This is a genomic window from Kitasatospora sp. NPDC058218, from assembly GCF_042882445.1.
In the GTDB taxonomy this organism is placed as follows: domain Bacteria; phylum Actinomycetota; class Actinomycetes; order Streptomycetales; family Streptomycetaceae; genus Kitasatospora.
The window spans coordinates 148,648-172,267 of record NZ_JBHVWC010000009.1; the positions used below are offsets into that span (position 1 = coordinate 148,648).

Below are 23,620 nucleotides of genomic sequence, written 5' to 3' on the forward strand. Positions count from 1 at the left end.
CCCGGGATGGCCCCGGGAGCCAAGGGCCGCGGGCGCGTCGTCGGCGGGTCGTCGGCGGGCCGGCGAGGCCCCTCGGCGGGCCCGGTGGCCCGGGTGCGCCGGTGTGGCCGAGAGCGCACTCGGCACTGTCGGTGCGGGCGGGTATGGTGATCGCTGTCATCGAGAGTGGCCCTCACCACGGCTTCTGTAACGCCGGGAGGGTCCGGGGCGATGAACGGGTCGAGGTCCGCGCCGGAGGCGGGCCCTTGACGAACCAGGCGCGGCGCGCGATTCTCGTGGCGCGAGTCCGCCCCGGTTGGTTCGCTGGTGGATGCATAACCAGCGGCTCCGGAGGGAAGTGACTCCACGTGAGTCGAAGTGGCCCGGCAGCGTCCGGGTCCGTGCAGTACCCGGTGGGCGTCCGCGTCCGCCGGCTACCGGGAGGAGTCTCCGATTCGGTTTCCGAATCAGAGCTGGACAGCAGTGTGCCGTTTGGCTACACTGTCCCTTTGCGCTGCCTGTTAGCTGCTCCGTGACTCGTCGCCCGGAGTTTGCGTTGCCCTGAAGGGGTCTGGCACCGCCTCCGCAAAACGGCTCTGACCTCGGGTTTCACCCCAGGCGGAGGCCAGTTGCGAGGGAGGTGGGACCAAACCTTTCCAGGCCCGGCCGGTACGCGCGCAGTGAGCTCCGAGCCCTCGGAAGGACCCCCCTCTTGGCCGCGCCGCGCAACGCCTCGAACAATTCCGCCGCATCCACCGCCCCGCTCCGCGTCTCGTTCGCGAAGATCAAGGAGCCCCTCGAGGTCCCGAACCTCCTGGCCCTGCAGACCGAGAGCTTTGACTGGCTGCTCGGCAACGCGGCCTGGAAGTCCCGGGTCGAGGCGGCCCTGGAGAGTGGTCAGGACGTCCCCACCAAGTCCGGTCTGGAGGAGATCTTCGAAGAGATCTCCCCGATCGAGGACTTCAGTGGGTCGATGTCGCTGACCTTCCGCGACCACCGTTTCGAGCCGCCGAAGAACTCCATTGACGAGTGCAAGGACCGCGACTTCACGTTCGCGGCCCCGCTCTTCGTCACGGCCGAGTTCACCAACAACGAGACCGGTGAGATCAAGTCTCAGACGGTCTTCATGGGCGATTTCCCGCTCATGACCCACAAGGGCACGTTCGTGATCAACGGCACCGAGCGTGTCGTCGTCTCGCAGCTCGTCCGCTCCCCGGGTGTGTACTTCGACTCCACCCTGGACAAGGTGTCCGACAAGGACATCTACTCCTGCAAGGTCATCCCCTCGCGTGGTGCCTGGCTGGAGATGGAGATCGACAAGCGCGACATGGTCGGCGTCCGCATCGACCGCAAGCGCAAGCAGTCCGTCACCGTGCTGCTCAAGGCGCTCGGCTGGACCAACGAGATGATTCTCGAGGAGTTCGGCGAGTACGAGTCGATGCGCGCCACCCTGGAGAAGGACCACACCCAGGGCCAGGACGACGCGCTGCTCGACATCTACCGCAAGCTGCGCCCGGGCGAGCCGCCCACGCGCGAGGCCGCGCAGACGCTTCTGGAGAACCTCTACTTCAACCCGAAGCGTTATGACCTCGCCAAGGTCGGCCGTTACAAGGTCAACCGCAAGCTGGGCAACGCCGAGTCGCTGGACTCCGGCGTGCTCACCGAGCCCGACATCATCGGTGCGATCAAGTACCTGGTGAAGCTGCACGCGGGCGAGACCGAGTGGCGTGACACCGAGGGCCGCGACATCGTGGTCGAGGTCGACGACATCGACCACTTCGGCAACCGTCGTCTGCGCAACGTCGGCGAGCTCATCCAGAACCAGGTCCGTACGGGTCTCGCCCGTATGGAGCGCGTCGTGCGCGAGCGCATGACCACCCAGGACGTCGAGGCGATCACGCCGCAGACCCTGATCAACATCCGGCCGGTCGTCGCCTCCATCAAGGAGTTCTTCGGCACCAGCCAGCTGTCGCAGTTCATGGACCAGACGAACCCGCTGTCGGGCCTGACCCACAAGCGCCGTCTGTCCGCCCTCGGTCCCGGTGGTCTCTCCCGTGAGCGCGCCGGCTTCGAGGTCCGTGACGTGCACCCCTCGCACTACGGGCGCATGTGTCCGATCGAGACCCCCGAAGGCCCGAACATCGGTCTGATCGGGTCGCTGGCCTCGTACGGCCGGGTCAACGCGTTCGGCTTCATCGAGACCCCGTACCGCAAGGTCATCGAGGGTGTCGTCACCGAGCAGGTCGACTACCTCACGGCCGACGAGGAGGACCGCTACGTCATCGCGCAGGCCAACGCCCCGCTGACGCCGGAGCTGACCTTCGCCGAGCCGCGTGTCCTGGTCCGCCGCCGTGGCGGCGAGATCGACTACATCCCGGGCACCGAGATCGACTACATGGACGTCTCGCCGCGCCAGATGGTGTCGGTCGCGACCGCCATGATCCCGTTCCTCGAGCACGACGACGCCAACCGCGCGCTCATGGGCTCGAACATGATGCGCCAGGCGGTGCCGCTGCTGAAGAGCGAGGCTCCGCTGGTCGGTACCGGCATGGAGTACCGCTGCGCCGTCGACGCCGCGGACGTCATCACCGCCGAGAAGGCCGGTGTCGTCCAGGAGGTCTCGGCCGACTACGTCACCGTGGCCAACGACGACGGCACGTACACCACGTACCGCGCCGCCAAGTTCACCCGCTCCAACCAGGGCACCGCCTTCAACCAGAAGGTGCTCGTGGACGAGGGCGCCCGGGTCGAGGTCAACCAGGTGCTGGCCGACGGCCCGTGCACCGACGAGGGCGAGATGGCCCTCGGCAAGAACCTGCTCGTGGCGTTCATGTCGTGGGAGGGTCACAACTACGAGGACGCGATCATCCTGTCGCAGCGCCTCGTGCAGGACGACGTCCTCTCCTCGATCCACATCGAGGAGCACGAGGTCGACGCCCGTGACACCAAGCTCGGCCCCGAGGAGATCACCCGGGACATCCCGAACGTCTCCGAGGAGGTCCTCGCGGACCTCGACGAGCGCGGCATCATCCGCATCGGCGCCGACGTCGTCACCGGCGACATCCTGGTCGGCAAGGTCACGCCCAAGGGTGAGACCGAGCTGACCCCGGAGGAGCGCCTGCTCCGCGCGATCTTCGGTGAGAAGGCCCGTGAGGTCCGCGACACCTCGCTGAAGGTGCCGCACGGTGAGTCCGGCAAGGTCATCGGCGTCCGCGTCTTCGACCGCGAAGAGGGCGACGAGCTGCCCCCGGGCGTCAACCAGCTGGTCCGCGTCTACGTGGCCCAGAAGCGCAAGATCACCAACGGTGACAAGCTCGCCGGCCGTCACGGCAACAAGGGCGTCATCTCGAAGATCCTGCCGGTCGAGGACATGCCGTTCCTGGAGGACGGCACCCCGGTCGACATCATCCTCAACCCGCTGGGTGTCCCGTCCCGAATGAACCCGGGACAGGTCCTGGAGATCCACCTCGGGTGGCTCGCCAAGCAGGGCTGGGACGTCTCCGGGCTGGCCGACGAGTGGGCCCAGCGCCTGCAGGCGATCGGCGCCGACACCGTCCAGGGCGGCACCAACCTCGCCACCCCGGTCTTCGACGGCGCCCGCGAGGACGAGATCACCGGCCTGCTGGACAACACCACCCTCACCCGTGACGGTGAGCGCCTGGTGAACTCCACCGGCAAGGCCCGGCTGTTCGACGGCCGCTCCGGCGAGCCGTTCCCGATGCCGGTCTCGGTCGGCTACATGTACATCCTCAAGCTGCACCACCTGGTCGACGACAAGCTGCACGCCCGCTCGACCGGCCCGTACTCGATGATCACCCAGCAGCCGCTCGGTGGTAAGGCGCAGTTCGGTGGTCAGCGCTTCGGTGAGATGGAGGTGTGGGCCCTCGAGGCGTACGGCGCCGCCTACGCGCTGCAGGAACTGCTCACCATCAAGTCCGACGACGTTCTCGGCCGCGTGAAGGTCTACGAGGCCATCGTCAAGGGCGAGAACATCCCCGAGCCCGGCATTCCCGAGTCCTTCAAGGTGCTCATCAAGGAAATGCAGTCGCTCTGCCTCAACGTGGAGGTGCTGTCCTCGGACGGCCAGTCCATCGAGATGCGGGACTCCGACGAGGACGTGTTCCGCGCCGCCGAGGAGCTCGGCATCGACCTGTCCCGGCGCGAGCCGAGCAGCGTCGAAGAGGTCTGACGGAGGCCGGGCCGGCTCCCCACCACCGGGAGCCGGCCCGCCCCCAGGCCCCCCTCAGACCACATGAACGACTCTCGACTTACGAAAGAGGGCTTGACGACCAGTGCTTGACGTCAACTTCTTCGACGAGCTCCGCATCGGCCTGGCCACCGCCGACGACATCCGCCAGTGGTCGCACGGCGAGGTCAAGAAGCCGGAGACCATCAACTACCGCACCCTGAAGCCGGAAAAGGACGGGCTCTTCTGCGAGAAGATCTTCGGTCCGACCCGGGACTGGGAGTGCTACTGCGGCAAGTACAAGCGCGTCCGCTTCAAGGGCATCATCTGTGAGCGCTGCGGCGTCGAGGTGACCCGCGCCAAGGTGCGCCGTGAGCGGATGGGCCACATCGAGCTGGCCGCTCCGGTCACCCACATCTGGTACTTCAAGGGTGTCCCGTCCCGCCTGGGCTACCTGCTCGACCTGGCGCCGAAGGACCTCGAGAAGGTCATCTACTTCGCCGCCTACATGATCACCTGGGTCGACGACGAGCGCCGCCAGCGCGACCTGCCGTCCCTGGAGGCGCACGTCTCGGTCGAGCGCCAGCAGATCGAGAACCGCCGCGACTCCGACCTCGAAGCCCGCGCCAAGAAGGCCGAGACCGACCTGGCCGAGCTGGAGGCCGAGGGCGCCAAGGCCGACGTGCGCCGCAAGGTGCGCGAGGGTGCCGAGCGCGAGATGAAGCAGCTGCGCGACCGTGCGCAGCGCGAGCTCGACCGCCTCGACGAGGTGTGGGCCCGCTTCAAGAACCTCAAGGTCCAGGACCTCGAGGGCGACGAGCTGCTCTACCGCGAGCTGCGCGACCGCTTCGGCACCTACTTCTCCGGCTCGATGGGCGCGGCGGCCCTCAAGGACCGCCTCGAGACCTTCGACCTGGCGGAGGAGTCCGAGCGCCTGCGCGAGATCATCCGCACCGGCAAGGGCCAGAAGAAGACCCGTGCGCTCAAGCGCCTCAAGGTCGTCTCCGCGTTCCTGCAGACCACCAACAAGCCCAACGGCATGGTGCTGGACTGCGTCCCGGTCATCCCGCCGGACCTGCGTCCGATGGTGCAGCTGGACGGTGGCCGCTTCGCGACCTCCGACCTGAACGACCTGTACCGCCGCGTGATCAACCGCAACAACCGCCTGAAGCGCCTCCTCGACCTCGGTGCCCCCGAGATCATCGTGAACAACGAGAAGCGCATGCTCCAGGAGGCCGTCGACGCGCTGTTCGACAACGGCCGTCGTGGTCGCCCGGTCACGGGCCCCGGCAACCGCCCGCTGAAGTCCCTCAGCGACATGCTGAAGGGCAAGCAGGGTCGTTTCCGTCAGAACCTGCTCGGCAAGCGAGTCGACTACTCGGCCCGTTCGGTCATCGTCGTCGGCCCGCAGCTCAAGCTGCACCAGTGCGGTCTGCCGAAGGCCATGGCGCTGGAGCTCTTCAAGCCGTTCGTGATGAAGCGCCTGGTGGACCTCAACCACGCGCAGAACATCAAGTCGGCCAAGCGCATGGTCGAGCGCGCCCGCCCGGTCGTGTGGGACGTCCTCGAAGAGGTCATCGCCGAGCACCCGGTGCTGCTGAACCGTGCGCCCACCCTGCACCGCCTCGGCATCCAGGCCTTCGAGCCGCAGCTGGTCGAGGGCAAGGCCATCCAGATCCACCCGCTCGTCTGCACCGCGTTCAACGCGGACTTCGACGGTGACCAGATGGCCGTCCACCTGCCGCTCTCCGCGGAGGCGCAGGCCGAGGCCCGCATCCTGATGCTGTCCTCGAACAACATCCTGAAGCCGGCCGACGGTCGCCCCGTCACCATGCCGACCCAGGACATGGTGCTCGGTCTGTTCTTCCTGACCTCGGACCGCGAGAACGTCAAGGGCGCCGGCCGTTCCTTCTCCTCGACCGCCGAGGCCGTCATGGCCTTCGACGCCAAGGAGCTGGACGTCCAGGCCGTCATCGACATCCGCCTGCCGATCGGCACCGTCCCGCCCCGTGGCTGGACCCCGCCGGTCGACGAGGAGGGCCAGTCGAACTGGTTCGAGGGCGAGTCCTTCCGCCTGCAGACCACCCTGGGCCGTGCGCTCTTCAACGAGCTGCTGCCCGAGGACTACCCGTTCGTCGACTACGAGGTGGGCAAGAAGCAGCTCTCCGCGATCGTCAACGACCTGGCGGAGCGCTACCCCAAGGTCGTCGTCGCGGCGACCCTGGACAACCTGAAGGCGGCCGGTTTCCACTGGGCCACCCGCTCGGGTGTCACCGTCTCGATCTCCGACGTCGTCGTCCCGCCGAGCAAGCCCCAGATCCTCGAGGGCTACGAGGCGAAGGCGGAGAAGGTCCAGCGTCAGTACGAGCGCGGCCTGATCACCAACGACGAGCGCAAGCAGGAGCTCATCGGCATCTGGACCCAGGCGACCAACGAGGTCGCCGAGGCCATGAACGCGAACTTCCCGAAGACGAACCCCATCTTCATGATGGTCGACTCGGGTGCTCGTGGAAACATGATGCAGATGCGTCAGATCGCCGGTATGCGTGGTCTGGTGTCGAACGCCAAGAACGAGACGATTCCGCGTCCCATCAAGGCGTCGTTCCGTGAGGGCCTCACCGTTCTCGAGTACTTCATCTCGACCCACGGTGCCCGTAAGGGTCTGGCCGACACCGCCCTGCGTACCGCCGACTCGGGCTACCTCACCCGTCGTCTGGTCGACGTCTCGCAGGACGTCATCATCCGCGAGGAGGACTGCGGCACCGAGCGCGGCCTCAAGCTGGCGATCGGCACGGTCGAGAACGGCGTCCTGCGCAAGACGGACGACGTCGAGACCAGCGTCTACGCCCGCATGCTCGCCGAGGACATCACGGTGGACGGCAAGCTCCTCGCCACCGCGAACACCGACCTCGGTGACGTGCTGATCGACGAGCTGATCCGCCACGGCATCAGCGAGGTCAAGACCCGCTCGATCCTGACCTGTGAGTCGGCCGTCGGCACCTGTGCCTTCTGCTACGGCCGCTCGCTGGCCACCGGCAAGCTGGTCGACATCGGTGAGGCGGTCGGCATCATCGCCGCCCAGTCCATCGGTGAGCCCGGTACCCAGCTGACCATGCGTACCTTCCACACCGGTGGTGTGGCCGGTGACGACATCACGCAGGGTCTGCCCCGTGTCGTCGAGCTCTTCGAGGCCCGTACCCCCAAGGGTGTGGCCCCGATCTCGGAGGCGCAGGGCCGGGTCCGCATCGAGGACACCGAGAAGACCCGCAAGCTGGTCGTCACGCCGGACGACGGCACCGACGAGATCGCCTACCCGGTCTCGAAGCGTGTGAAGCTGCTCGTCAGCGAGGGCGAGGCGGTCGAGGTCGGCCAGAAGCTGACCATGGGTGCCACCAACCCGCACGACGTGCTGCGGATCATGGGCCAGCGTGCCGTCCAGATCCACCTGGTCGCCGAGGTCCAGAAGGTCTACAACTCGCAGGGCGTGTCGATCCACGACAAGCACATCGAGATCATCATCCGGCAGATGCTCCGCCGCGTGACGATCATCGAGTCGGGCGACGCCGAGCTGCTCCCGGGCGAGCTCGTCGAGCGCGGCCGCTTCGAGACCGAGAACCGTCGTGTGGTCTCCGAGGGCGGTCACCCCGCCTCCGGCCGTCCGCAGCTGATGGGTATCACCAAGGCCTCGCTGGCCACCGAGTCCTGGCTGTCGGCCGCCTCCTTCCAGGAGACGACCCGGGTGCTCACCGACGCGGCGATCCACGCCAAGTCGGACCCGCTGCTGGGCCTCAAGGAGAACGTCATCCTCGGTAAGCTCATCCCGGCCGGTACGGGTCTGCCCCGCTACCGCAACATCCGGGTCGAGCCGACCGAGGAGGCCAAGGCCGCGATGTACTCGGCCGTCGGCTACGACGACTACGACCTGTCGCCCTTCGGCGCCGGCTCCGGCCAGGCGGTCCCGCTGGACGACTACGACTACGGCCCGTACACCGGCTGAGTCCACGGTCACCGAACCGCCGGGCGGTCACCCCTCACGGGGGTGGCCGCCCGGCGGCGTTCCGGGGCCTCCCGGAGCCGCCGGGCGGCCCTTCCAGGGCCTTCCGGGGTGCCCTGAGGCCTCGCCCGAGGCCCGCCCGCGGAGCCGCCCGACGGGGTTCCAGGGGGCGGGAGCGAAACGGATTAGGTTCCCCGGCGGAAGTCGCGTAGAGTCGTGTTTACCGACGCGGGGTGGAGCAGCTCGGTAGCTCGCTGGGCTCATAACCCAGAGGTCGCAGGTTCAAATCCTGTCCCCGCTACAAATCGAAGGGCCCGGAGGCATTCAGCCTCCGGGCCCTTCGGCTTTCCCGGGCTCCCCGGCTCCCTCGTGCGGGGGAGCCGGGGAAACCGCCCGGGCGGGCGAGGCGGTGGGCGGGGGTGGCGGGGGAGGCTGCTCGACGTCGGAGAAACGGACGTGGAGGGGAGCCGGCATGAAGCGGGCACTGGGGGCGATGGCGATCACCGGGGCGGTGCTGTTCGGGATGTCCGGCTGTCTGCTGGACGACGAGGAGCGGCGGGACGTCGACTACGGCGTCGGCGAGCCGGTGCAGGTGCTGGTGATCGAGGGGCGGATCGGCGGGATCACCGTCCGCGGGGGCGGGGACGCGGTGAAGGTCGCCGAGCACCAGAACTACCGGGGTGCGGCGCCGCGGAGCAGCCACGAGGTCAGGGACGGCACCCTGACGCTGCGCTACGACTGCGACGACTGCGGCGTCGGGTACGAGGTGGACGTGCCGGCCGGCACCCGGGTGCGGGTCAGCGCGGAGACCGGCGGGGTGCGGCTGACCGGGCTGGCCGGTGAGGTGGAGGCGAAGGTCGGCACCGGCGGGGTGGAGGCGAGCGGGCTGACCTCCCCGGTGGTGCGGCTGAGCACCGGCACGGGTGGCATCGAGGCCTCGTTCGCGGGGAGCCCGGACACGGTGGAGGCCCGGGCGGAGACCGGCGGGGTCCGGGTCCGGGTGCCGGCGGGGGAGGCGTACGCGGTGGACGCGAGCGCCGGGACGGGCGACGTCTCGGTGGAGGTGCCCCGCCGGCCCGGTGCGGTGCGCAGCATCACGGCGCGGACCGGGACGGGCGGAGTGACGGTCGGCGGTGTCTGACGGGCCGGTGCCCACGGCGCTGCCGGTAGGGCATGATCTTCTCCGCGGGGGAGGCGTCCCCGGGTACGGGGGGCAGGTGGACGGGGACCGGTTCGCACCGGGGCGGGCCCGGCGGACGCGGTTCGCCGGGGTGAGCCCCTACGTGCTGGACGGCCTGCTGGCGGTCTGCTCGGCGGGGATCTCGGTCTGGGCGGTGTTCCACGACGACGGCGCCCGGCCCTGGTGGGTCTACCTGCTGGCACTGGGCACCGCGCTGCCGCTGCCCTGGCGGCGGCGGGCTCCGCTGACGGTGCTGGCCGTCAGCGGTGGGGTGTCGGCGGTGCTCTCGGTGGTGGCGCACTCGGTGATGCCGCAGCTGCCGCTGTACGCGGTGATCAGCGTCTACACGGTGGCCGAGCGCGCGCGGGACTGGCAGCGCTGGACGGTGCTGGCCGTGGTGGTGGCCGCCAACGTGGTGGGGACCCGCTCGCCCAACGGCATGCTGTTCTCCCTGCTGACCTCGGTCGGCGCGTTCGTCTTCGGCTCGCTGGTGCGCGAACTGCGCCGGCTGGCCCAGGTGGAGGCGGAGCGCGCCCGGGAGGCCGGCCGGCGGGCGGCCAGCGACGCGGCGCGCGCGGTCGCCGAGGAGCGGGGCCGGATCGCCCGGGAGATGCACGACATCCTGGCGCACGCCGTGTCGCTGATGGTGATCCAGGCGGAGGCCGGCCCGCTGGTGGTGCACAAGGACCCGGAGCGGGCGATCAGGACCTTCGACACCATCGCCGACTCCGGCCGCGACGCCATGGTGCAGCTGCGCCGGGTGCTCGGGGTGCTGAAGGAGGACGGCGCGGCGCCGGAGCTGGCGCCGCAGCCGCGGCTGTCCGAACTCGCCGGCCTGGCCGAGCGGGTGCGCGGCGCGGGGCTCCGGGTGGACCTGGACGCCTCGCCCGGCCCCCTGCCCGCGGACGTCGAGGCGGCCGCGTACCGGATCGTGCAGGAGGCGCTGACCAACACGGTCAAGCACGCCGGCGCGGACCGGGCGGCCGTGCGGGTGGTCCGCGCGGGCGAGGTGCTGGAGGTCATGGTGTCCGACAACGGGCGCGGAGTGCGCCGACGGGCGGACCGCACGGTGAGCGACTGGTCCGGCGGGCGCGGGCTGGTCGGGATCCGGGAGCGGGCCGCGGCCTGCGGCGGTCGGGCCGAGGCCGGGCCCGGGCCGGAGGGGAACGGCTTCGTGGTGAGCGCCCGGCTGCCGCTGGGCGAGGGCGTGTCGAGGGAGAAGGTGGGACGGTGAAGCCGATCCGGGTGGTCGTCGCGGACGACCAGGAGCTGGTGCGGGCCGGGTTCGGGATGATCCTGGACGCGCAGCCGGACATCGAGGTGGTCGCGGAGGCCCGCGACGGCGCCGAGGCGGTCGAGGCGGTCCGCGAGCACGGCCCCGACGTGCTGCTGCTGGACGTCCGGATGCCGGTGATGGACGGCCTGGAGGCGGCCCGCCGGGTCTGTGCGGAGTTCCCGGACACCAAGGTGATCATGCTGACCACCTTCGACATCGACGACTACGTCTTCGACGCGCTCTACGCGGGGGCGAGCGGGTTCCTGCTCAAGGACGTCCGCCGGGACGACCTGGCGCACGGCGTGCGGATGGTCGCCTCGGGCGAGGCGCTGCTGGCGCCCTCGGTGACCCGCCGGCTGATCGGTGAGTTCGCCGCCCGTCGGCCGGGCGGGGCCAAGCCGCCGGCGCAGGGCGTACGGGCACCGTCCCGGCTGCTGGAGCAGCTCACCGTGCGGGAGCGGGAGACGCTGCGGCTGCTGGCCCGCGGGCTCTCCAACGCGGAGATCGCCGCCGAGCTGGTGGTGAGCGAGCACACCGTGAAGACGCACGTCAGCAATGTGCTGGGCAAGCTCGGGCTCCGGGACCGGGTGCACGCGGTGGTGTTCGCCTACGAGGCCGGGGCGGTCGTCGCGGGCGAGGGCTGACGCCCGGCCCGGGGCCCTCCGGCCCGCGGGGGCCGCTCTCGGGGGCCGCTCTCCGGAGGGATCCCCCGCGCGGGGGAGGCGGCGGGTTCGCCGGTGCGGGCGATCCGCGACGAGCGGTCCGGCGGACAGCATCTGGGGTGTCGGAGAACGAACCCGCAGACCGGAGAACACCCATGAACGCCACCAGGCTCGACCGCCTCACCCCGTTCGCCGCCGTCGGCGGCCCCGCCCTGATGGCGCTGTACGGCGGCATCAGGCTGCTGGACGGCTCGCGGGACCCGGGCCCGGGCTGGATGGTCGGCCACACCCTGATGCTGGCGGGGCTGCTGCTGTTCGGCCCGGTGCTCGCCGCGCTGCGCGGGCGGCTCGCCCCGCGCCGTACGGTCGGCCGGATCGCCGCGAACGCGGCGGCGGGGGCGGCCTTCGCGGGCCTGGCGGCCTCGGTGGTACAGATCGGGATCGACCTCTACGTGGGGGCGGTCGCCGCGGACAAGGCCGACCAGCAGCGGATGTTCGAGAGCGTCCAGGACCGGCCGGGAGTGCTGCCGGCCTTCTACTCGGTGGGCCCGCTGCTGTTCTACGTCGGCCTGCTGGCGCTGCTGGTCGCCGCCTCGGCCGGTGCGACCCGGGCACTGCGGTGGTGGAGCCCGGTGCTGATGCTGCTCGGAACGGCCATGACGGTCGTCGACCTGGCCCTGATCCCGCCGGCCGCCGTGCTGTACCTGGTGGCGCTGGCGCCGCTGGCCGGGTTCGGCGGGGCGCGGCGCCCGGTCGCGGCCTGAGCGCAGGGGCCGGCCGCTCCCACGGGGGTGGGGCGGCCGGCGGGGCCGGGGCAGCGGCCCGCGCGCCGGATTTTCGGTGGCGGTCCGCGGCCCCGGCCCCGTACCGTCCCGGGCATGACCGCCAAGCGTCCGCTGATCGCCGTTCTGACCGGTGCCGGGATCTCCACCGACTCCGGCATCCCCGACTACCGTGGCCCGGCCGGCCTCTGGCAGCGCGACCCGGCGGCCCAACAGCTCGTCACCATCGGCCCGTACCTGGCCGATCCGGACGTCCGCCGCCGGGCCTGGCTGCTGCGCCGGGACGCGGGCGCGCTGACCGCCGAGCCGAACGCCGGACACCTCGCGCTGGTCGAGCTGGAGCGCAGCGGGCTGCCGGTGCGGGTGCTCACCCAGAACGTGGACGGCCTGCACCAGCGGGCCGGGCTGCCCGCCCGCAAGGTGCTCGAACTGCACGGCACCGCGCGGGAGGTGGAGTGCGTGCGCTGTCATGTCGTCGGTTCGATGGCCGGGGCGCTGGAGCGCGTCGCCGCCGGCGAGCCGGACCCGGCCTGCCGGGACTGCGGCGCGGTGCTCAAGCCCCGCACGGTGATGTTCGGCGAGGCGCTCGACCCGGTGGTGCTCCAGCAGGCCGACGCCGTGACCAAGGCCTGTGACCTCTTCATCGCCGTCGGCACCAGCCTCCAGGTGTACCCCGTGGCCGCGCTCCCGCAGATCGCGCTGGAGTCCGGCGCCCGGCTGGTCGTCGTCAACGGTGAGCCCACGCCGTTCGACGAGGCGGCGGACGAGGTGATCCGCGAGCCGATCTCCACCGCGCTCCCGGCCCTGGTCCGCCGGCTGGTGGCCGAGCACGCCTAGGCGGGACGGGCCCTGGCCGAACGCCCCTGGACCGGAACGGCCGCGTGCGTACGATGATCACCCGGCTCCCCCCTCATGGCCAGGAGTGATCGATCGATGACGACGACGGCGAAGTTCGACCCCTGGTCGGCGGCGTTCGTGGCCCACCCCTACGACGCGTACACCGAGCTGCGCGAGCACGCCCCGGTGACGTACTACGAGCCGACCGGCCAGTGGCTGGTGTCGCGCCACGAGGACGTCAGCGCGCTGCTGCGGGACCGGCGGCTGGGGCGGACGTACACCCACCGCTTCACCCACGAGGAGTTCGGCCGGCCCGCACCCGACCCGGCGCACGAGCCGTTCCACACGCTCAACGACCACGGGCTGCTCGACCTGGAGGCGCCGGACCACACCCGGATCCGGCGGCTGGTCTCCAAGGCCTTCACCCCGCGGATGGTCGAGGGGCTGCGCCCGACCGTCCGGCGGCTCGCCGCCGACCTCGTGGACGGGCTGCTCGCGGCCGGCGGCGGCGACCTGATCGCCGCCGTCGCCGAGCCGCTGCCGGTCGCGGTGATCGCCGAGATGCTGGGCGTGCCGGAGAGCGACCGGCACCTCCTGCGGCCGTGGTCCGCCGACATCACCGGCATGTTCGAGCTCAACCCGACCGAGGAGGCCGCCCGCCGGGCCGTCACCGCGAGCACCGAGTTCTCGGACTACCTGCGCGCCCTGATCCGCGCGCGCCGGGACCGGCCCGGCGGCGACCTGATCAGCGCGCTGATCCAGGCCCAGGAGGGCGCCGACGCGCTCAGCGAGCAGGAGATGGTCTCCACCTGCGTCCTGCTGCTGAACGCCGGCCACGAGGCGACCGTCAACACCACCGGCAACGGCTGGTGGGCGCTGTTCCGCAACCCCGGCGAACTCGCCGGGCTGCGCGGCTCGGTGGACGAACTGCTGCCCACCGCCGTCGAGGAGCTGATGCGCTGGGACACCCCGCTGCAGATGTTCGAGCGCTGGGTGCTGGAGGACATCGAGATCCGCGGCGTCACCGTTCCGCGCGGCTCCGAGGTCGCGCTGCTCTTCGGCTCCGCCAACCGGGACCCGGCCCGCTTCGCCGACCCCGACCGGCTCGACCTCGGCCGCGCCGACAACCCGCACGTCACCTTCGGCGCCGGAATCCACTTCTGTCTCGGCGCTCCGCTCGCCAGACTGGAGCTCACCGAGTCCTACGGCGCACTGCTGCGCCGGGCACCCGGCCTGCGGCTGGTCCGCGAGCCCGAGTGGCGCCCGGGCTACGTGATCCGGGGGCTGGAAGAACTGCTGGTCGAGATCTAGGGGGAGTCGTGGGCAAGGCGACGGGGGCACTGCTGGGCCTGGCGATCGGGGACGCGCTGGGCCACCGCACCGAGTTCGACGAGATCGAGCACATCGCCCAGTACTGCGAGGACTGGCGCCGGCTCCCGCTGCCGGAGAAGGCGCTGGTCACCGACGACACCCAGATGACGCTCGCCCTCGGCCGCGCCCTGCGCACCGCCCTGGAGCGCGGGCCGCTCGGCCCGCTGCGTCTGGAGCGGCCGCTGCGCGAGGAGTTCGTCGAGTGGTGGCGGTCGCCGGAGAACAACCGCGCGCCGGGGATGACCTGCATGCGCTCCTGCTGGCGGCTCAGTGACGGCCGCCGCTGGCAGGAGGCGAGCGACGTCGGCTCCAAGGGCTGCGGCGCCAACATGCGGGTCGCCCCGATCGGCCTGGTCAAGGAACTGAGCCCGCGCCAGCTCTCCGGCGCCGCCCAGCTGCAGTCCGCCCTCACCCACGGCCACCCCACCGCGCTCGCGGCCAGTGACCTCACCGCGTACGCGGTCCGCAGGCTCGCCGAGGGCCTGCCGCCGGCCGGGCTGACCGCCGAACTGCGGGCGTACGCGCTGGCCAACCGCACCCGGTACGACGAGTTCTGGCTCGGCGACCTCGCGCAGCACGCCCAGGACCCGTCGCCGGAGCACTTCATCGCCCGTGGCTGGGACGAGTGCCTAGGTGTCCTCGACCGGCTGGACGCCGCGCTCGCCGCACCCGACGTCGAGGCGGACCCGTGCCTGGCCACCGGTGAGGGCTGGATCGCCGAGGAGGCGCTCGCCACCGGCCTGCTCTGCTTCCTGCTGCTGCCGGACGACCCGGTCGCCGCCGTGCGCCGGGCCGCGTACTCGTCCGGCGACTCCGACTCCATCGCCTGTCTGACCGGCGCCTTCGCCGGCGCGCACCTGGGTGAGCAGGCCTGGCCGGCGGACTGGGTCGAGCGGATCGAGTACCGGGACGAGCTGCTCGCGCTCGGCGCCCTCTGGGACTGACGGCGCCCCGGGACCGGGCGCACCCCGGGGCAGCGGGCGCCCGGGCGGGCGGTGGGGGAACCGCCCGGGCGCCGGCCGCGTCGAACCGCCATGACGAGCCGCACCCGCAGCACCCGCAGTCGCACCAGCCGCCGCCCGGCGGCCCCGCTCCTCGCGCCGGTCCTCGCCGCCGCGCTCGCCGCACCGCTGCTCACCGGCTGCGGCAGCACGGGCGCCGCCGACCCGGTCGTCGTCCGGGCCTCCGCGCCCACCTCCGCGCCACCCGCCGACCCGGCCCAGGTCTCGGCGACCGCCGCCGCCACCAGCGCCTTCGGCCTGGACCTGCTGCACACCCTCACCAGCGCGCCCGACGGGGCCGGCCGCAACCTGGTGCTCTCCCCGTCCGGTCTGGCCACCGTGCTCGCCATGGTGCTGCCCGGGGCCCGCGGCACGACCGCCGACGAACTCGCCAGGGCCCTGCACACCGAACTCACCCCGCAGCAGTACGCCCTCGCCACCGGCGCCCTCAACCGCGCCGTCCCGCCCACCGACGGCCTGACCCTGCGCCAGGCGGACGACCTCTGGACCCAGCAGGGCTTCCCGCTCGACCAGGGCTACCTGGCCACCCTCGCCGCCGCCTTCGGCACCGGCGTGCACACCGCCGACTTCCGCAATGACCCGCAGGGCGCCCGCAAGACCGTCAACGCGGCGGTGGAGAAGGCGACCGAGGGCCGGATCAAGGAACTCTTCGGCGAGAAGGCGATCAACCCGAACACCCGCCTGGCGCTCACCGACGCGCTCTACCTGAAGGCGAAGTGGGCCGTCCCGTTCAAGCCCGCGCAGACCTCCGACCGGCCGTTCCACCGCCTGGACGGCTCGACCCCCGCCGTCGCCACGATGGCGCAGAGCGGCACCTTCCGCTACGCCGACGGCTCCGGCGGCATCGTCGGCCAGCCCTGGCAGGCCGTCGAACTCCGCTACGCGGACGGCGGGATGGCGATGGACCTGCTGGTGCCCGCCCAGGGCGGGTTCGAGGCCTTCAGGAAGGGCCTGGACCAGGCCCAGCTCACGATGATCCTGGACTCGCTCGCCGAGCGGCCGGTCGACCTCACCCTGCCGCGCTTCCACTTCGACACGGCCAACGAGCTGACACCGACCCTGCGTGCGCTCGGCGTCGACGCCGCCTTCGACGCCGCCGACCTCAGCGGCATCCCCGGACCGGGGGCGGACGAGCGGCTGAAGATCGGCACGGTGGTGCAGAAGGCCACCGTCCAGGTGGACGAGGACGGCACGGTGGCCGCCGCCGGCAGCGGTGTCGGCATCGAGGCGGCGGGCGCGGCGGCTCCGCAGAAGGCCGTCGAGCTGCACATCGACCGGCCGTTCCTGTTCCTGATCAGGGACACCACCAGCGGCCGGCCGCTCTTCCTCGGCCAGGTCACCGACCCGCAGGCCGGCTGACCGGCGCGCAGGCCCCGCTCAAGGGCCCGAAGGCCCGGCGAGGCGGTGCCAGGCCCGGCGTGCCGCGCCCGGTCACCAGGCCGGGTAGCGCCCGCCGAGGGCCGGGTGGGTCGGCTCACGGCTGCCGAACAGCACCAGCAGGTCGTCCGCCACCCGCAGCAGCGTCTCCCCGCCCTCGACGGCCTCGGTCCAGGCCGCCGGCAGGGCCGCCGCGCCGTACGCCGCGCCCACCAGGTTGCCGCAGACCGCGCCGGTGGAGTCGCTGTCCCCGGAGTGGTTCACCGACAGCAGCAGCGCCGTCCGGGCCGGGTCCGGCCCGGACGCGGCGGCCAGCAGGCAGTACACCGCGATCGCCAGGCACTCCTCGGCGATCCAGCCGAGCCCGACCCGCTCCACCGCCTCCGCCGAGGGCTCCGCCTCCTCGGCCACCCGCACCGCCCGGTGCAGCGCCAGGACGGTCTCCTTGGAGGCCGGGAGGTCCCGGGTCTGCTCGACGACCTGCCCGACCGCCGTCCACGGCTCGACCCCGTCCACCAGCCGCTCCACCAGGGACGCGAACGCGCCCGCCGCCAGATAGCCGGTCGGGTGCCCGTGGGTGAGCTGCGCGCACTGCGCGGCCAGCCCGAAGGACTGCTCGACGCCCAGCCGGGCCAGCCCGAACGGGGCCGAGCGCATCACCGTGCCGCAGCCCTTGGAGTGCGCGTTGATCGGCCCAGGCTGCCCGAACGGCGCCGGCGCCTGGAACTCCGGGTGGTACGACACCCCGCTCAGGCAGGCGTTTCCGGGCGCCCGCCGCGCGTACAGGAACGGCTGCCGCAGCAGCCAGCCGTCGTACGGGCGGGGGAGCGGACGCTGGTCCGGCGCGCCCTGCTGCTGCGTCAGCAGCCAGCGCCGGTAGGCGCCGTGGACGGCCTCCGGGACCGAGCCGCCGCCGCCCGACCAGCCCCGGACGAAGCCGCGGATCAGCCCCTCGGCGGTGAACAGCGTCATCTGCGTGTCGTCGGTGACCTCGGCGATCCGGCCACCGCTCGGCAGCCCGGTCACCCCGGCCGGGCCGTACTGCTCCCGGATCTGGTGCAGCTGCTGGAACTCCACCGGCCAGCCCAGGGCATCGCCGACGCCCCCGCCGAGCAGTGCCCCGCGCACCCGGTCCGCGTACCCCGACTCCGTCACCGCCACCGTCGCTCCCCCTTGCTCCTGGGGCCCGCCCGGTCGATCGGGCCGAGGTCGGCCGGACCGGCCGGACCGGCCCTGACGATGTCCGTTCTATCAGGCCCGGCCGCTACCGCCGGATCTCCCCGGCCCGGCCGTGCAGGGCGGCCCGGTCGGCGGCCGCCCGGCCCGCCACCCAGCCCTCGCCGTCGCTCACCCGGACCCGCTGCGAGACCAGCTTCGGGAACATCCGCCCGACCTGCTGGTCGACCGCCTCGGTCCGGGCCGCCAGCGCCGGCAGCAGCCGCTCGTCCGGCACCAGCTGCGCCTCGGTGCCGTCCTCGCGCAGGTGCCGGCCGGCCGCCGCGTCGTTGGTGGCCTGCTCGGTCGCGGCGGTCAGCCGCTCGCGGATCCGCGCCGCGTACGCGACCAGGAAGGAGTGCCGGAACGCCTTGGTGCGCGAGGCGCCGTCCAGGTGCTGGCGGGAACCGGCCTTGTTCATCGCGTGCGTCGCCTGCACCAGCAGCGAGGTGTACAGCAGCTCGACGCCGTCCAGATCGCCGTCGAAGCCGATGATGGTGCAGAAGCCGAACTCCTTCGCCCACACCACCCGGCACCGGTTCGCCGCCGCCACCGCGTCCAGCAGCATCGTCTTCGGGACCTCGTAGGGGTTGTCCACGCCGATCCGCAGCGCCGCCGGGGCGTTGCGGTCCTCGCCGCCGACCGCCAGCAGCGCCTCGTCGATGCTGTGCTGGGCCATCAGCTGCTGGGCCTTGGCGGTGAGCGCCTCGGCCTCCTCCGGGTACTCGGTGGACTCGGCCTTCGCCAGCAGCGCCCGGACCCGGGACAGCATCCGCGGCTCGCCCGGGACCGGACCCTGCGCCCGCCGCTCCGCCCGGGGCGCCTGCCCGCCCTGCCCGGGCGCCGGGCCGACCGGGGCGATCGGGGGCAGCCGGCCCCAGCTGCGCAGCAGCTCCAGAACGGTCGTGGCCAGCGCGAAGCGGTCCAGCCGGTGCCGGTGGGCGAACGCTCCCAGGTACGCCTCGTCGCCCTCCCACCACACCTCGGTCTCCAGCTCGCGCAGCTGCTCCTGCCAGCGCCGGTCCGTCGCGGCCGCCGGGTGGCGCCGGTTCTCGGCGGCGATCAGGTCCACCGCGAGCGCCAGGTGCACCGGCTTCAGCTCCCGCCGCACCACCCGGGCCAGGTCCGCCGGCCGCCAGCCCGCGGACCAGCACCGCCCGACCGCCGTGTCCGCGTGGCCGAGCAGCGCCCGGCTCACCGCCTGCCACTGGCCGGGGGAGGCGGCCAGCAGCGAGGCCCCGGTGTCCAGCGCGAGGTCCAGCCCGTCGTCCGGCGCCGTCAGCACCGCCCGCACCGCCTGCTCCAGTAGCGGTCCGGCGCTCCCGTTCGCCCCGGTCCCGCCCTGCTGGCTGCGCTTGCCCACGGTGTCGCCTGCTCTCGTCGTGCCCGTCCTGCGGTCAGGGCGGCCTTCGCCCATGATGCCGGAGCGCCCGGCCCCGACGACGGGGACCGGGCGCTCGCACGGGTGCTCGACGGGCGCGGCCGTCAGCGTTCGACGGCCTTGGCCAGGATCTCCGGGACCCGCTCCAGCAGGCGGCCGGCGGCCAGCCCGATGGCGAGGAAGGCGATCAGCGCGCCGTACAGCGGGCCGAGCAGCAGCACCGGCCAGGTCGGGCCGTCGGAGAGCAGCGCCCAGCCGAGGTAGCCGGTCACCGGCAGGCTGAGCAGCGCGGCGCCGAACATCGAGCCGAAGCTGTTGAGCATCACCAGTCCGCCCTGGCCGGGGGCGGCGTTGCGCATCGGGCTGCTGTCGGCCGGCATGGTGTACGGCGCCAGCACGCTGAGCACCGCGCCGATCGCGATGCCGCAGCCGAGCAGGCCGAGCGCCAGGCCGAGCGCCGGCGCCAGACCGGCCCAGTCACCGGTCGCGCCGGCCAGGAACAGCGCCAGTACCAGGGTGACCGGCACCGCGTACGAGAGCACCGCGTACGCCCGCCCGCGCAGTTCCTCCCGGGCGTCGGCGGGGGTGAGCAGGGTGGCGGCGACCATCCAGAACGCCGAGCCGTCCATGCCGAACAGGTTGACCATCTGCAGGCCGAGGAACAGCCCGGTGGCGGCCACCAGGTAGACGCTCGACCAGCCCTGGACGACCGAGAGCACGCAGATCACCAGCGTCATCCCGATGCTGGTGAACACCGCGGCCTTGGCCCGCGGCTCCCGCCAGGCGTACCGCAGGTGACGCTGCATCACCGCGCCGGTCCGGCCCGCGGGCAGGAAGCCCCAGCTGCGCGAGGTCTGCACACCGCGCGCCACCTCCAGGGTGGAGGCGTCGGCGGTGACCATCAGCTGCTCCAGACTGGAGCGCCACCAGCGCATTAGCAGCACCAGCAGGGCGGCCGTCGAGGCCAGCTGGAGCAGTGCCAGCGCGTACCGGCCCTCGCCGGCGGTGCGGCCGGCGTCCACCCCGGCGACCGGCGGCACCCAGCGCAGCACCGACGCGATCGGCGCCAGCGGGCTGAGGTCGAGGCCGTCCTTCCCGGCCTTGCCGAACACGCTCTGCGAGCCGACGTTGGCGACCTGGATCAGCAGCGCGAAGAGCAGCCCGCCGAAGATCGCGTAGTCCTTGCCGCGCCGGCTGGAGAGCAGCCGGGCGTTGCCCGCCGCGACCGCCCGGGAGAGCGTCACCAGGCTGAGCACCGCCAGCGGGACTCCGATCACCGCGGCCACCGCCGAGGCGGCGCCGTTCACGCCGGACAGGGCGGCACCGGTGAGCAGGACCAGGGCGACCAGCGGCCCCGGGCCGATCAGCGCGGCCAGCACCGAGCCGCGCAGCAGCGGGCCGGGGCGCAGCGGCAGCATGGTGAGCCGGGTCGGGTCGGCGCTCTCGTCGCTGGAGAAGAGGAAGAGCGGCAGCGCGGCCCAGCTGACGGTGAGGGCGCCGACCAGCATCACGGCCGCGTCGCCGGCGCCGCGGTGCCCGTTCAGCAGGGCCGTCGCGAGCGCGACCAGCGCGGCGAACAGCAGGCCGAACACCGCGCCGACGACGTAGAGCACCGCCCGCCCGCGGCTGCGCCGCAGGCCGTTGCGGAGCAGCCGGAGCTTGAGCGACACGAGGGTGCGGACCACGACGCGTCCGTCCGGCACGGGCGTGCGGGTGGTGCGGACCCCGGCGGGGGCGGCACTCACCGCTCGCCCCCGAGCCAGTCGAGGGCCTGGCCGTCGTCCTCGCGGACGCCGATCAGGTCCAGGAACGCCTCGTGCAGGCTGCGGCCGCCGCGGACGGTGTCCAGCGGGCCCTGGGCGATCACCCGGCCGGCGTTGACCACGGCGACCCAGTCGCAGAGCTGCTCGACGAGCTCCATGACGTGGCTGGAGAAGACGACGGTGGAGCCGGCCGCGGCGTAGCGCTTGAGCACGCCGCGGATGGTCTGGGCGGAGACCGGGTCGACGCCCTCGAAGGGCTCGTCCAGGAAGAGCACGTCGGGGTTGTGCAGCAGCGCGGCGGCCAGGCCGATCTTCTTGCGCATGCCGGTGGAGTAGTCGGCGACCAGCTTGTCGGCGTGCCCGGCGAGGTCCAGGACGGCCAGCAGCTCCTCGGCGCGGCGGTCCACCTCGGCACCGGGCAGGCCGCGCAGCCGGCCGTTGTACTGCAGCAGCTCGCGGCCGCTGAGCCGCTCGAACATCCGCAGGCCCTCGGGCAGGATGCCGATCCGGGCCTTGGCGGCGACCGGGTCGGCCCAGACGTCGGCGCCGTGCACCAGGACGGCGCCCTGGTCGGGCCGGAGCAGGCCGGTGACCATGGACAGCGTGGTGGTCTTGCCGGCGCCGTTCGGGCCGACCAGGCCGATGAACGCGCCGGCCGGCAGCTCCAGGCTCAGCCCGGCGACCGCCGCCTGGCTGCCGAAGTGCTTCCACAGCCCCTGGATGCTGACGGCGGAGGCGGCTGGGGTCGCGGGGACTGGGGACGGCGGCGGCGCTGACGCCTGCATGGCGGCCTTCTCTGCTGGGGGACGGGTGAATTCCAGGCCAGCCTGCCACTGCCCGGGGCGGGCTGTCGTCCGGATTGGCGATCATCGACGGGTCGGGGCCGAACGGGTGAGTGCGCAGGCCCGGCCGAACCGCGCCGAGGCCGGTCCGGGAAAGTGGCAACTACTCAGGGCCCCTGTTCGTCCTGCACTATGAAGGCCAGTGAGCGCGCACGGCGCGCCGGGGTGTCGGAGGTGGCGGATGGCCGTTCAACCGTGGGGCGAGCAGGGCCCCGGGTACGGAGGACGGCCGCCCCAGGTACCGGCCAAGCCGTATGCGCAGCCGTACGCCCAGCCCTACGCGCAGCCCGCGCCGATGCCCCAGGCGGCGATGCGGGCGGCGCACACGGACCGGGACCGCACCGTCGACGTGCTGAAGGCCGCGTACGCCGAGGGCCGGCTCTCCGCCGACGAGTACGGCCAGCGCTTCGACGCGGCGAGCGCCGCGCAGACGTACGGCGAGCTGGCCCGGCTGGTGGCCGACCTGCCCTCCGGTCCGATGGTGACGCCGATGGCGCCGATGACGGCCGTCGGCCACCCGGTGCCGCAGACCTTCCTGCTGCCGCCCCCGCCGGTGCCGTCCCGGCCGACCAACGGCACGGCCGTGGCGTCGATGGTGCTCGGCCTGCTGGGGCTGGGACTGCCCGCCGTGATCACCGGCCACATCGCCAAGGCCCAGATCCGGGAGCGCAACGAGGAGGGCGACACGATGGCCACGGTCGGCCTGGTCTTCGGCTACCTGGCGAGCGCGATCTACACCCTGCTGATGCTGGCCCTGATCGCCTGACGCCGGCCCGGTCGCGGGGCGCCCCCCCCCGGGGCGGGGCGCGCCCGCCCCCCCCCCGGCTCCGGCAAGCCGGCGGCCGGGGGCAAGGCGGGCGCCGGCGGCAGGTCGGGCGGCGGGCGGTCCGGCGGCGGCAAGCCGGCCGCCGGGAAGTCGGGCGCGGGCAAGGCCGGCGCCGCCCGCAAGGGTCGCCCCCGCCGCTCCTCCTGAGCCACCGCACGGGCATCACACGGCCCCGCCCCCGCTCGGCGGGGCGGGGCCGTCGGCGTGGGGCGCGGGAACGCGGGAGTCGCTCGCGGCGGGAGCGGCGAACGTCATGAGGATCGGGTCGCCGCCGCGGTCCTCGGGGTGACCGGTGCCCCCGGCCGTCGCCGAAGCGGCTTCTCCGCTCCGGAGCCGGCCCGCGCCGTGGCCTCGTCCGGCCCCGGCGGCAGGACAGGCCCGAAACGGCCTCGCCTCCGTCACGGGCGAGCCGTGCCGTGCTCCAGGTAGACGGTCGCGGACCGCGTCCTGGCGGCGCAGGCGGCGTGGACGCGGCGAGCGAGGCGCGGGATGAGCAGGGCCTCCAGCCGGCCGGTGCCGTGGAAGGCGTACGTGCCGATCTCCACCCGGTCGGCGGTGATGCGGTCGAGCTGGTCGGCCGGGAGGACGCCGCCGTCGAAGACGAAGAGGAGCTTGTCGCCTTCGGTGGGGTGGGGCGCCCAGTCGGCGACGAGCAAGCGGCCGATCGGCGGGGTGATGCCGAGTTCCTCCTCGACCTCGCGGGCCGCGCCCTCGCTCGGGGTCTCCCCGGAGTGCAGGTAGCCGCCGGGGATCTCCCAGCCGGGCTTGTAGGTCGGCTTCACGAGGAGGACGCGGTCGTCCCGGTCGAAGAAGAGCACGCCGGCGGCGGTGCGGGGCCGGGCCACGACCTCGGGGGACGGGGAGTCGGTCATGGCGACGACGGTAGCCGCTCGGCCCCGCCCGGCGACGATCCGAGCCACTGCACGA

General features: G+C 72.7%; 16 protein-coding genes and 1 tRNA gene. 12 read left to right on the forward strand and 5 right to left on the reverse strand.

What is annotated here, in order from left to right; translation table 11 throughout:
* The first annotated feature begins 691 nt into the window (after nt 1–691).
* The 11 genes from rpoB to ACFVYI_RS08275 all read left to right on the forward strand — a co-directional run bounded on the left by rpoB (nt 692) and on the right by ACFVYI_RS08275 (nt 16,648).
* Entirely contained in the window at nt 692–4,168 is a 3,477-nt protein-coding gene (gene rpoB / locus ACFVYI_RS08225) for a DNA-directed RNA polymerase subunit beta (protein ID WP_360630332.1), read from the forward strand.
* Between the two features lie 103 nt (nt 4,169–4,271).
* Nucleotides 4,272–8,162 (forward strand): DNA-directed RNA polymerase subunit beta', encoded by a 3,891-nt coding sequence (locus tag ACFVYI_RS08230; RefSeq protein WP_387882323.1) that lies wholly within the window; start codon nt 4,272–4,274, stop codon nt 8,160–8,162.
* Nucleotides 8,163–8,386: 224 nt separating this feature from the next.
* Nucleotides 8,387–8,460: transfer RNA gene (locus tag ACFVYI_RS08235), tRNA-Met, on the forward strand.
* A 171-nt stretch (nt 8,461–8,631) separates the two neighbouring features.
* On the forward strand, nt 8,632–9,300 hold the full coding sequence (locus ACFVYI_RS08240; protein ID WP_387882324.1) for a DUF4097 family beta strand repeat-containing protein: 669 nt from the start codon (nt 8,632–8,634) through the stop codon (nt 9,298–9,300).
* A gap of 76 nt (nt 9,301–9,376) precedes the next feature.
* Nucleotides 9,377–10,573 carry a sensor histidine kinase gene (locus tag ACFVYI_RS08245; RefSeq protein ID WP_387882325.1) on the forward strand — a complete coding sequence of 399 codons (1,197 nt, stop codon included), beginning with the start codon at nt 9,377–9,379 and terminating at the stop codon, nt 10,571–10,573.
* A complete protein-coding gene (locus ACFVYI_RS08250) occupies nt 10,570–11,259 on the forward strand; it encodes a response regulator (protein WP_387882326.1) in 690 nt (229 codons plus the stop codon). Before ACFVYI_RS08245 ends, ACFVYI_RS08250 begins: the two co-directional genes overlap by 4 nt.
* A gap of 173 nt (nt 11,260–11,432) precedes the next feature.
* Nucleotides 11,433–12,041 (forward strand): hypothetical protein, encoded by a 609-nt coding sequence (locus tag ACFVYI_RS08255; RefSeq protein ID WP_387882327.1) that lies wholly within the window; start codon nt 11,433–11,435, stop codon nt 12,039–12,041.
* A gap of 114 nt (nt 12,042–12,155) precedes the next feature.
* On the forward strand, nt 12,156–12,896 hold the full coding sequence (locus ACFVYI_RS08260; protein WP_387882328.1) for an NAD-dependent deacetylase: 741 nt from the start codon (nt 12,156–12,158) through the stop codon (nt 12,894–12,896).
* Between the two features lie 96 nt (nt 12,897–12,992).
* Nucleotides 12,993–14,207: a cytochrome P450 gene (locus ACFVYI_RS08265; protein WP_387882329.1), complete on the forward strand. Its 1,215-nt coding sequence runs from the start codon at nt 12,993–12,995 to the stop codon at nt 14,205–14,207.
* Between the two features lie 8 nt (nt 14,208–14,215).
* A complete protein-coding gene (locus tag ACFVYI_RS08270; RefSeq protein ID WP_387882330.1) occupies nt 14,216–15,211 on the forward strand; it encodes an ADP-ribosylglycohydrolase family protein in 996 nt (331 codons plus the stop codon).
* A 90-nt stretch (nt 15,212–15,301) separates the two neighbouring features.
* Nucleotides 15,302–16,648 (forward strand): serpin family protein, encoded by a 1,347-nt coding sequence (locus ACFVYI_RS08275; RefSeq protein ID WP_387882331.1) that lies wholly within the window; start codon nt 15,302–15,304, stop codon nt 16,646–16,648.
* 72 nt (nt 16,649–16,720) lie between these two features.
* Here ACFVYI_RS08275 and ACFVYI_RS08280 read toward each other — a convergent pair whose 3' ends face one another.
* The 4 genes from ACFVYI_RS08280 to ACFVYI_RS08295 form a co-directional block, all read right to left on the reverse strand.
* A complete protein-coding gene (locus ACFVYI_RS08280) occupies nt 16,721–17,827 on the reverse strand; it encodes an ADP-ribosylglycohydrolase family protein (RefSeq protein ID WP_387882332.1) in 1,107 nt (368 codons plus the stop codon).
* Between the two features lie 103 nt (nt 17,828–17,930).
* Nucleotides 17,931–19,244, reverse strand: coding sequence for a DUF2786 domain-containing protein (locus ACFVYI_RS08285; RefSeq protein WP_387882333.1), 1,314 nt, complete (start codon nt 19,242–19,244; stop codon nt 17,931–17,933).
* A 122-nt stretch (nt 19,245–19,366) separates the two neighbouring features.
* The gene (locus ACFVYI_RS08290) at nt 19,367–21,007 is read right to left on the reverse strand and encodes a transporter (protein ID WP_387882334.1); all 1,641 of its coding nucleotides are present in this window, start codon (nt 21,005–21,007) and stop codon (nt 19,367–19,369) included.
* Complete coding sequence (locus ACFVYI_RS08295; RefSeq protein ID WP_387882335.1) at nt 21,004–21,810, reverse strand: ABC transporter ATP-binding protein; 807 nt, start codon at nt 21,808–21,810, stop codon at nt 21,004–21,006. The genes ACFVYI_RS08290 and ACFVYI_RS08295 overlap by 4 nt, the downstream gene beginning before the upstream one ends.
* A gap of 238 nt (nt 21,811–22,048) precedes the next feature.
* On the opposite strand from ACFVYI_RS08295, the gene ACFVYI_RS08300 reads away from it, so the two are divergent.
* Nucleotides 22,049–22,633: a DUF1707 and DUF4190 domain-containing protein gene (locus tag ACFVYI_RS08300; protein WP_387882336.1), complete on the forward strand. Its 585-nt coding sequence runs from the start codon at nt 22,049–22,051 to the stop codon at nt 22,631–22,633.
* Nucleotides 22,634–23,091: 458 nt separating this feature from the next.
* On the opposite strand, the gene ACFVYI_RS08305 is transcribed toward ACFVYI_RS08300, so the two are convergent.
* On the reverse strand, nt 23,092–23,565 hold the full coding sequence (locus ACFVYI_RS08305; RefSeq protein WP_387882337.1) for an NUDIX domain-containing protein: 474 nt from the start codon (nt 23,563–23,565) through the stop codon (nt 23,092–23,094).
* Between the last annotated feature and the right edge of the window lie 55 nt (nt 23,566–23,620).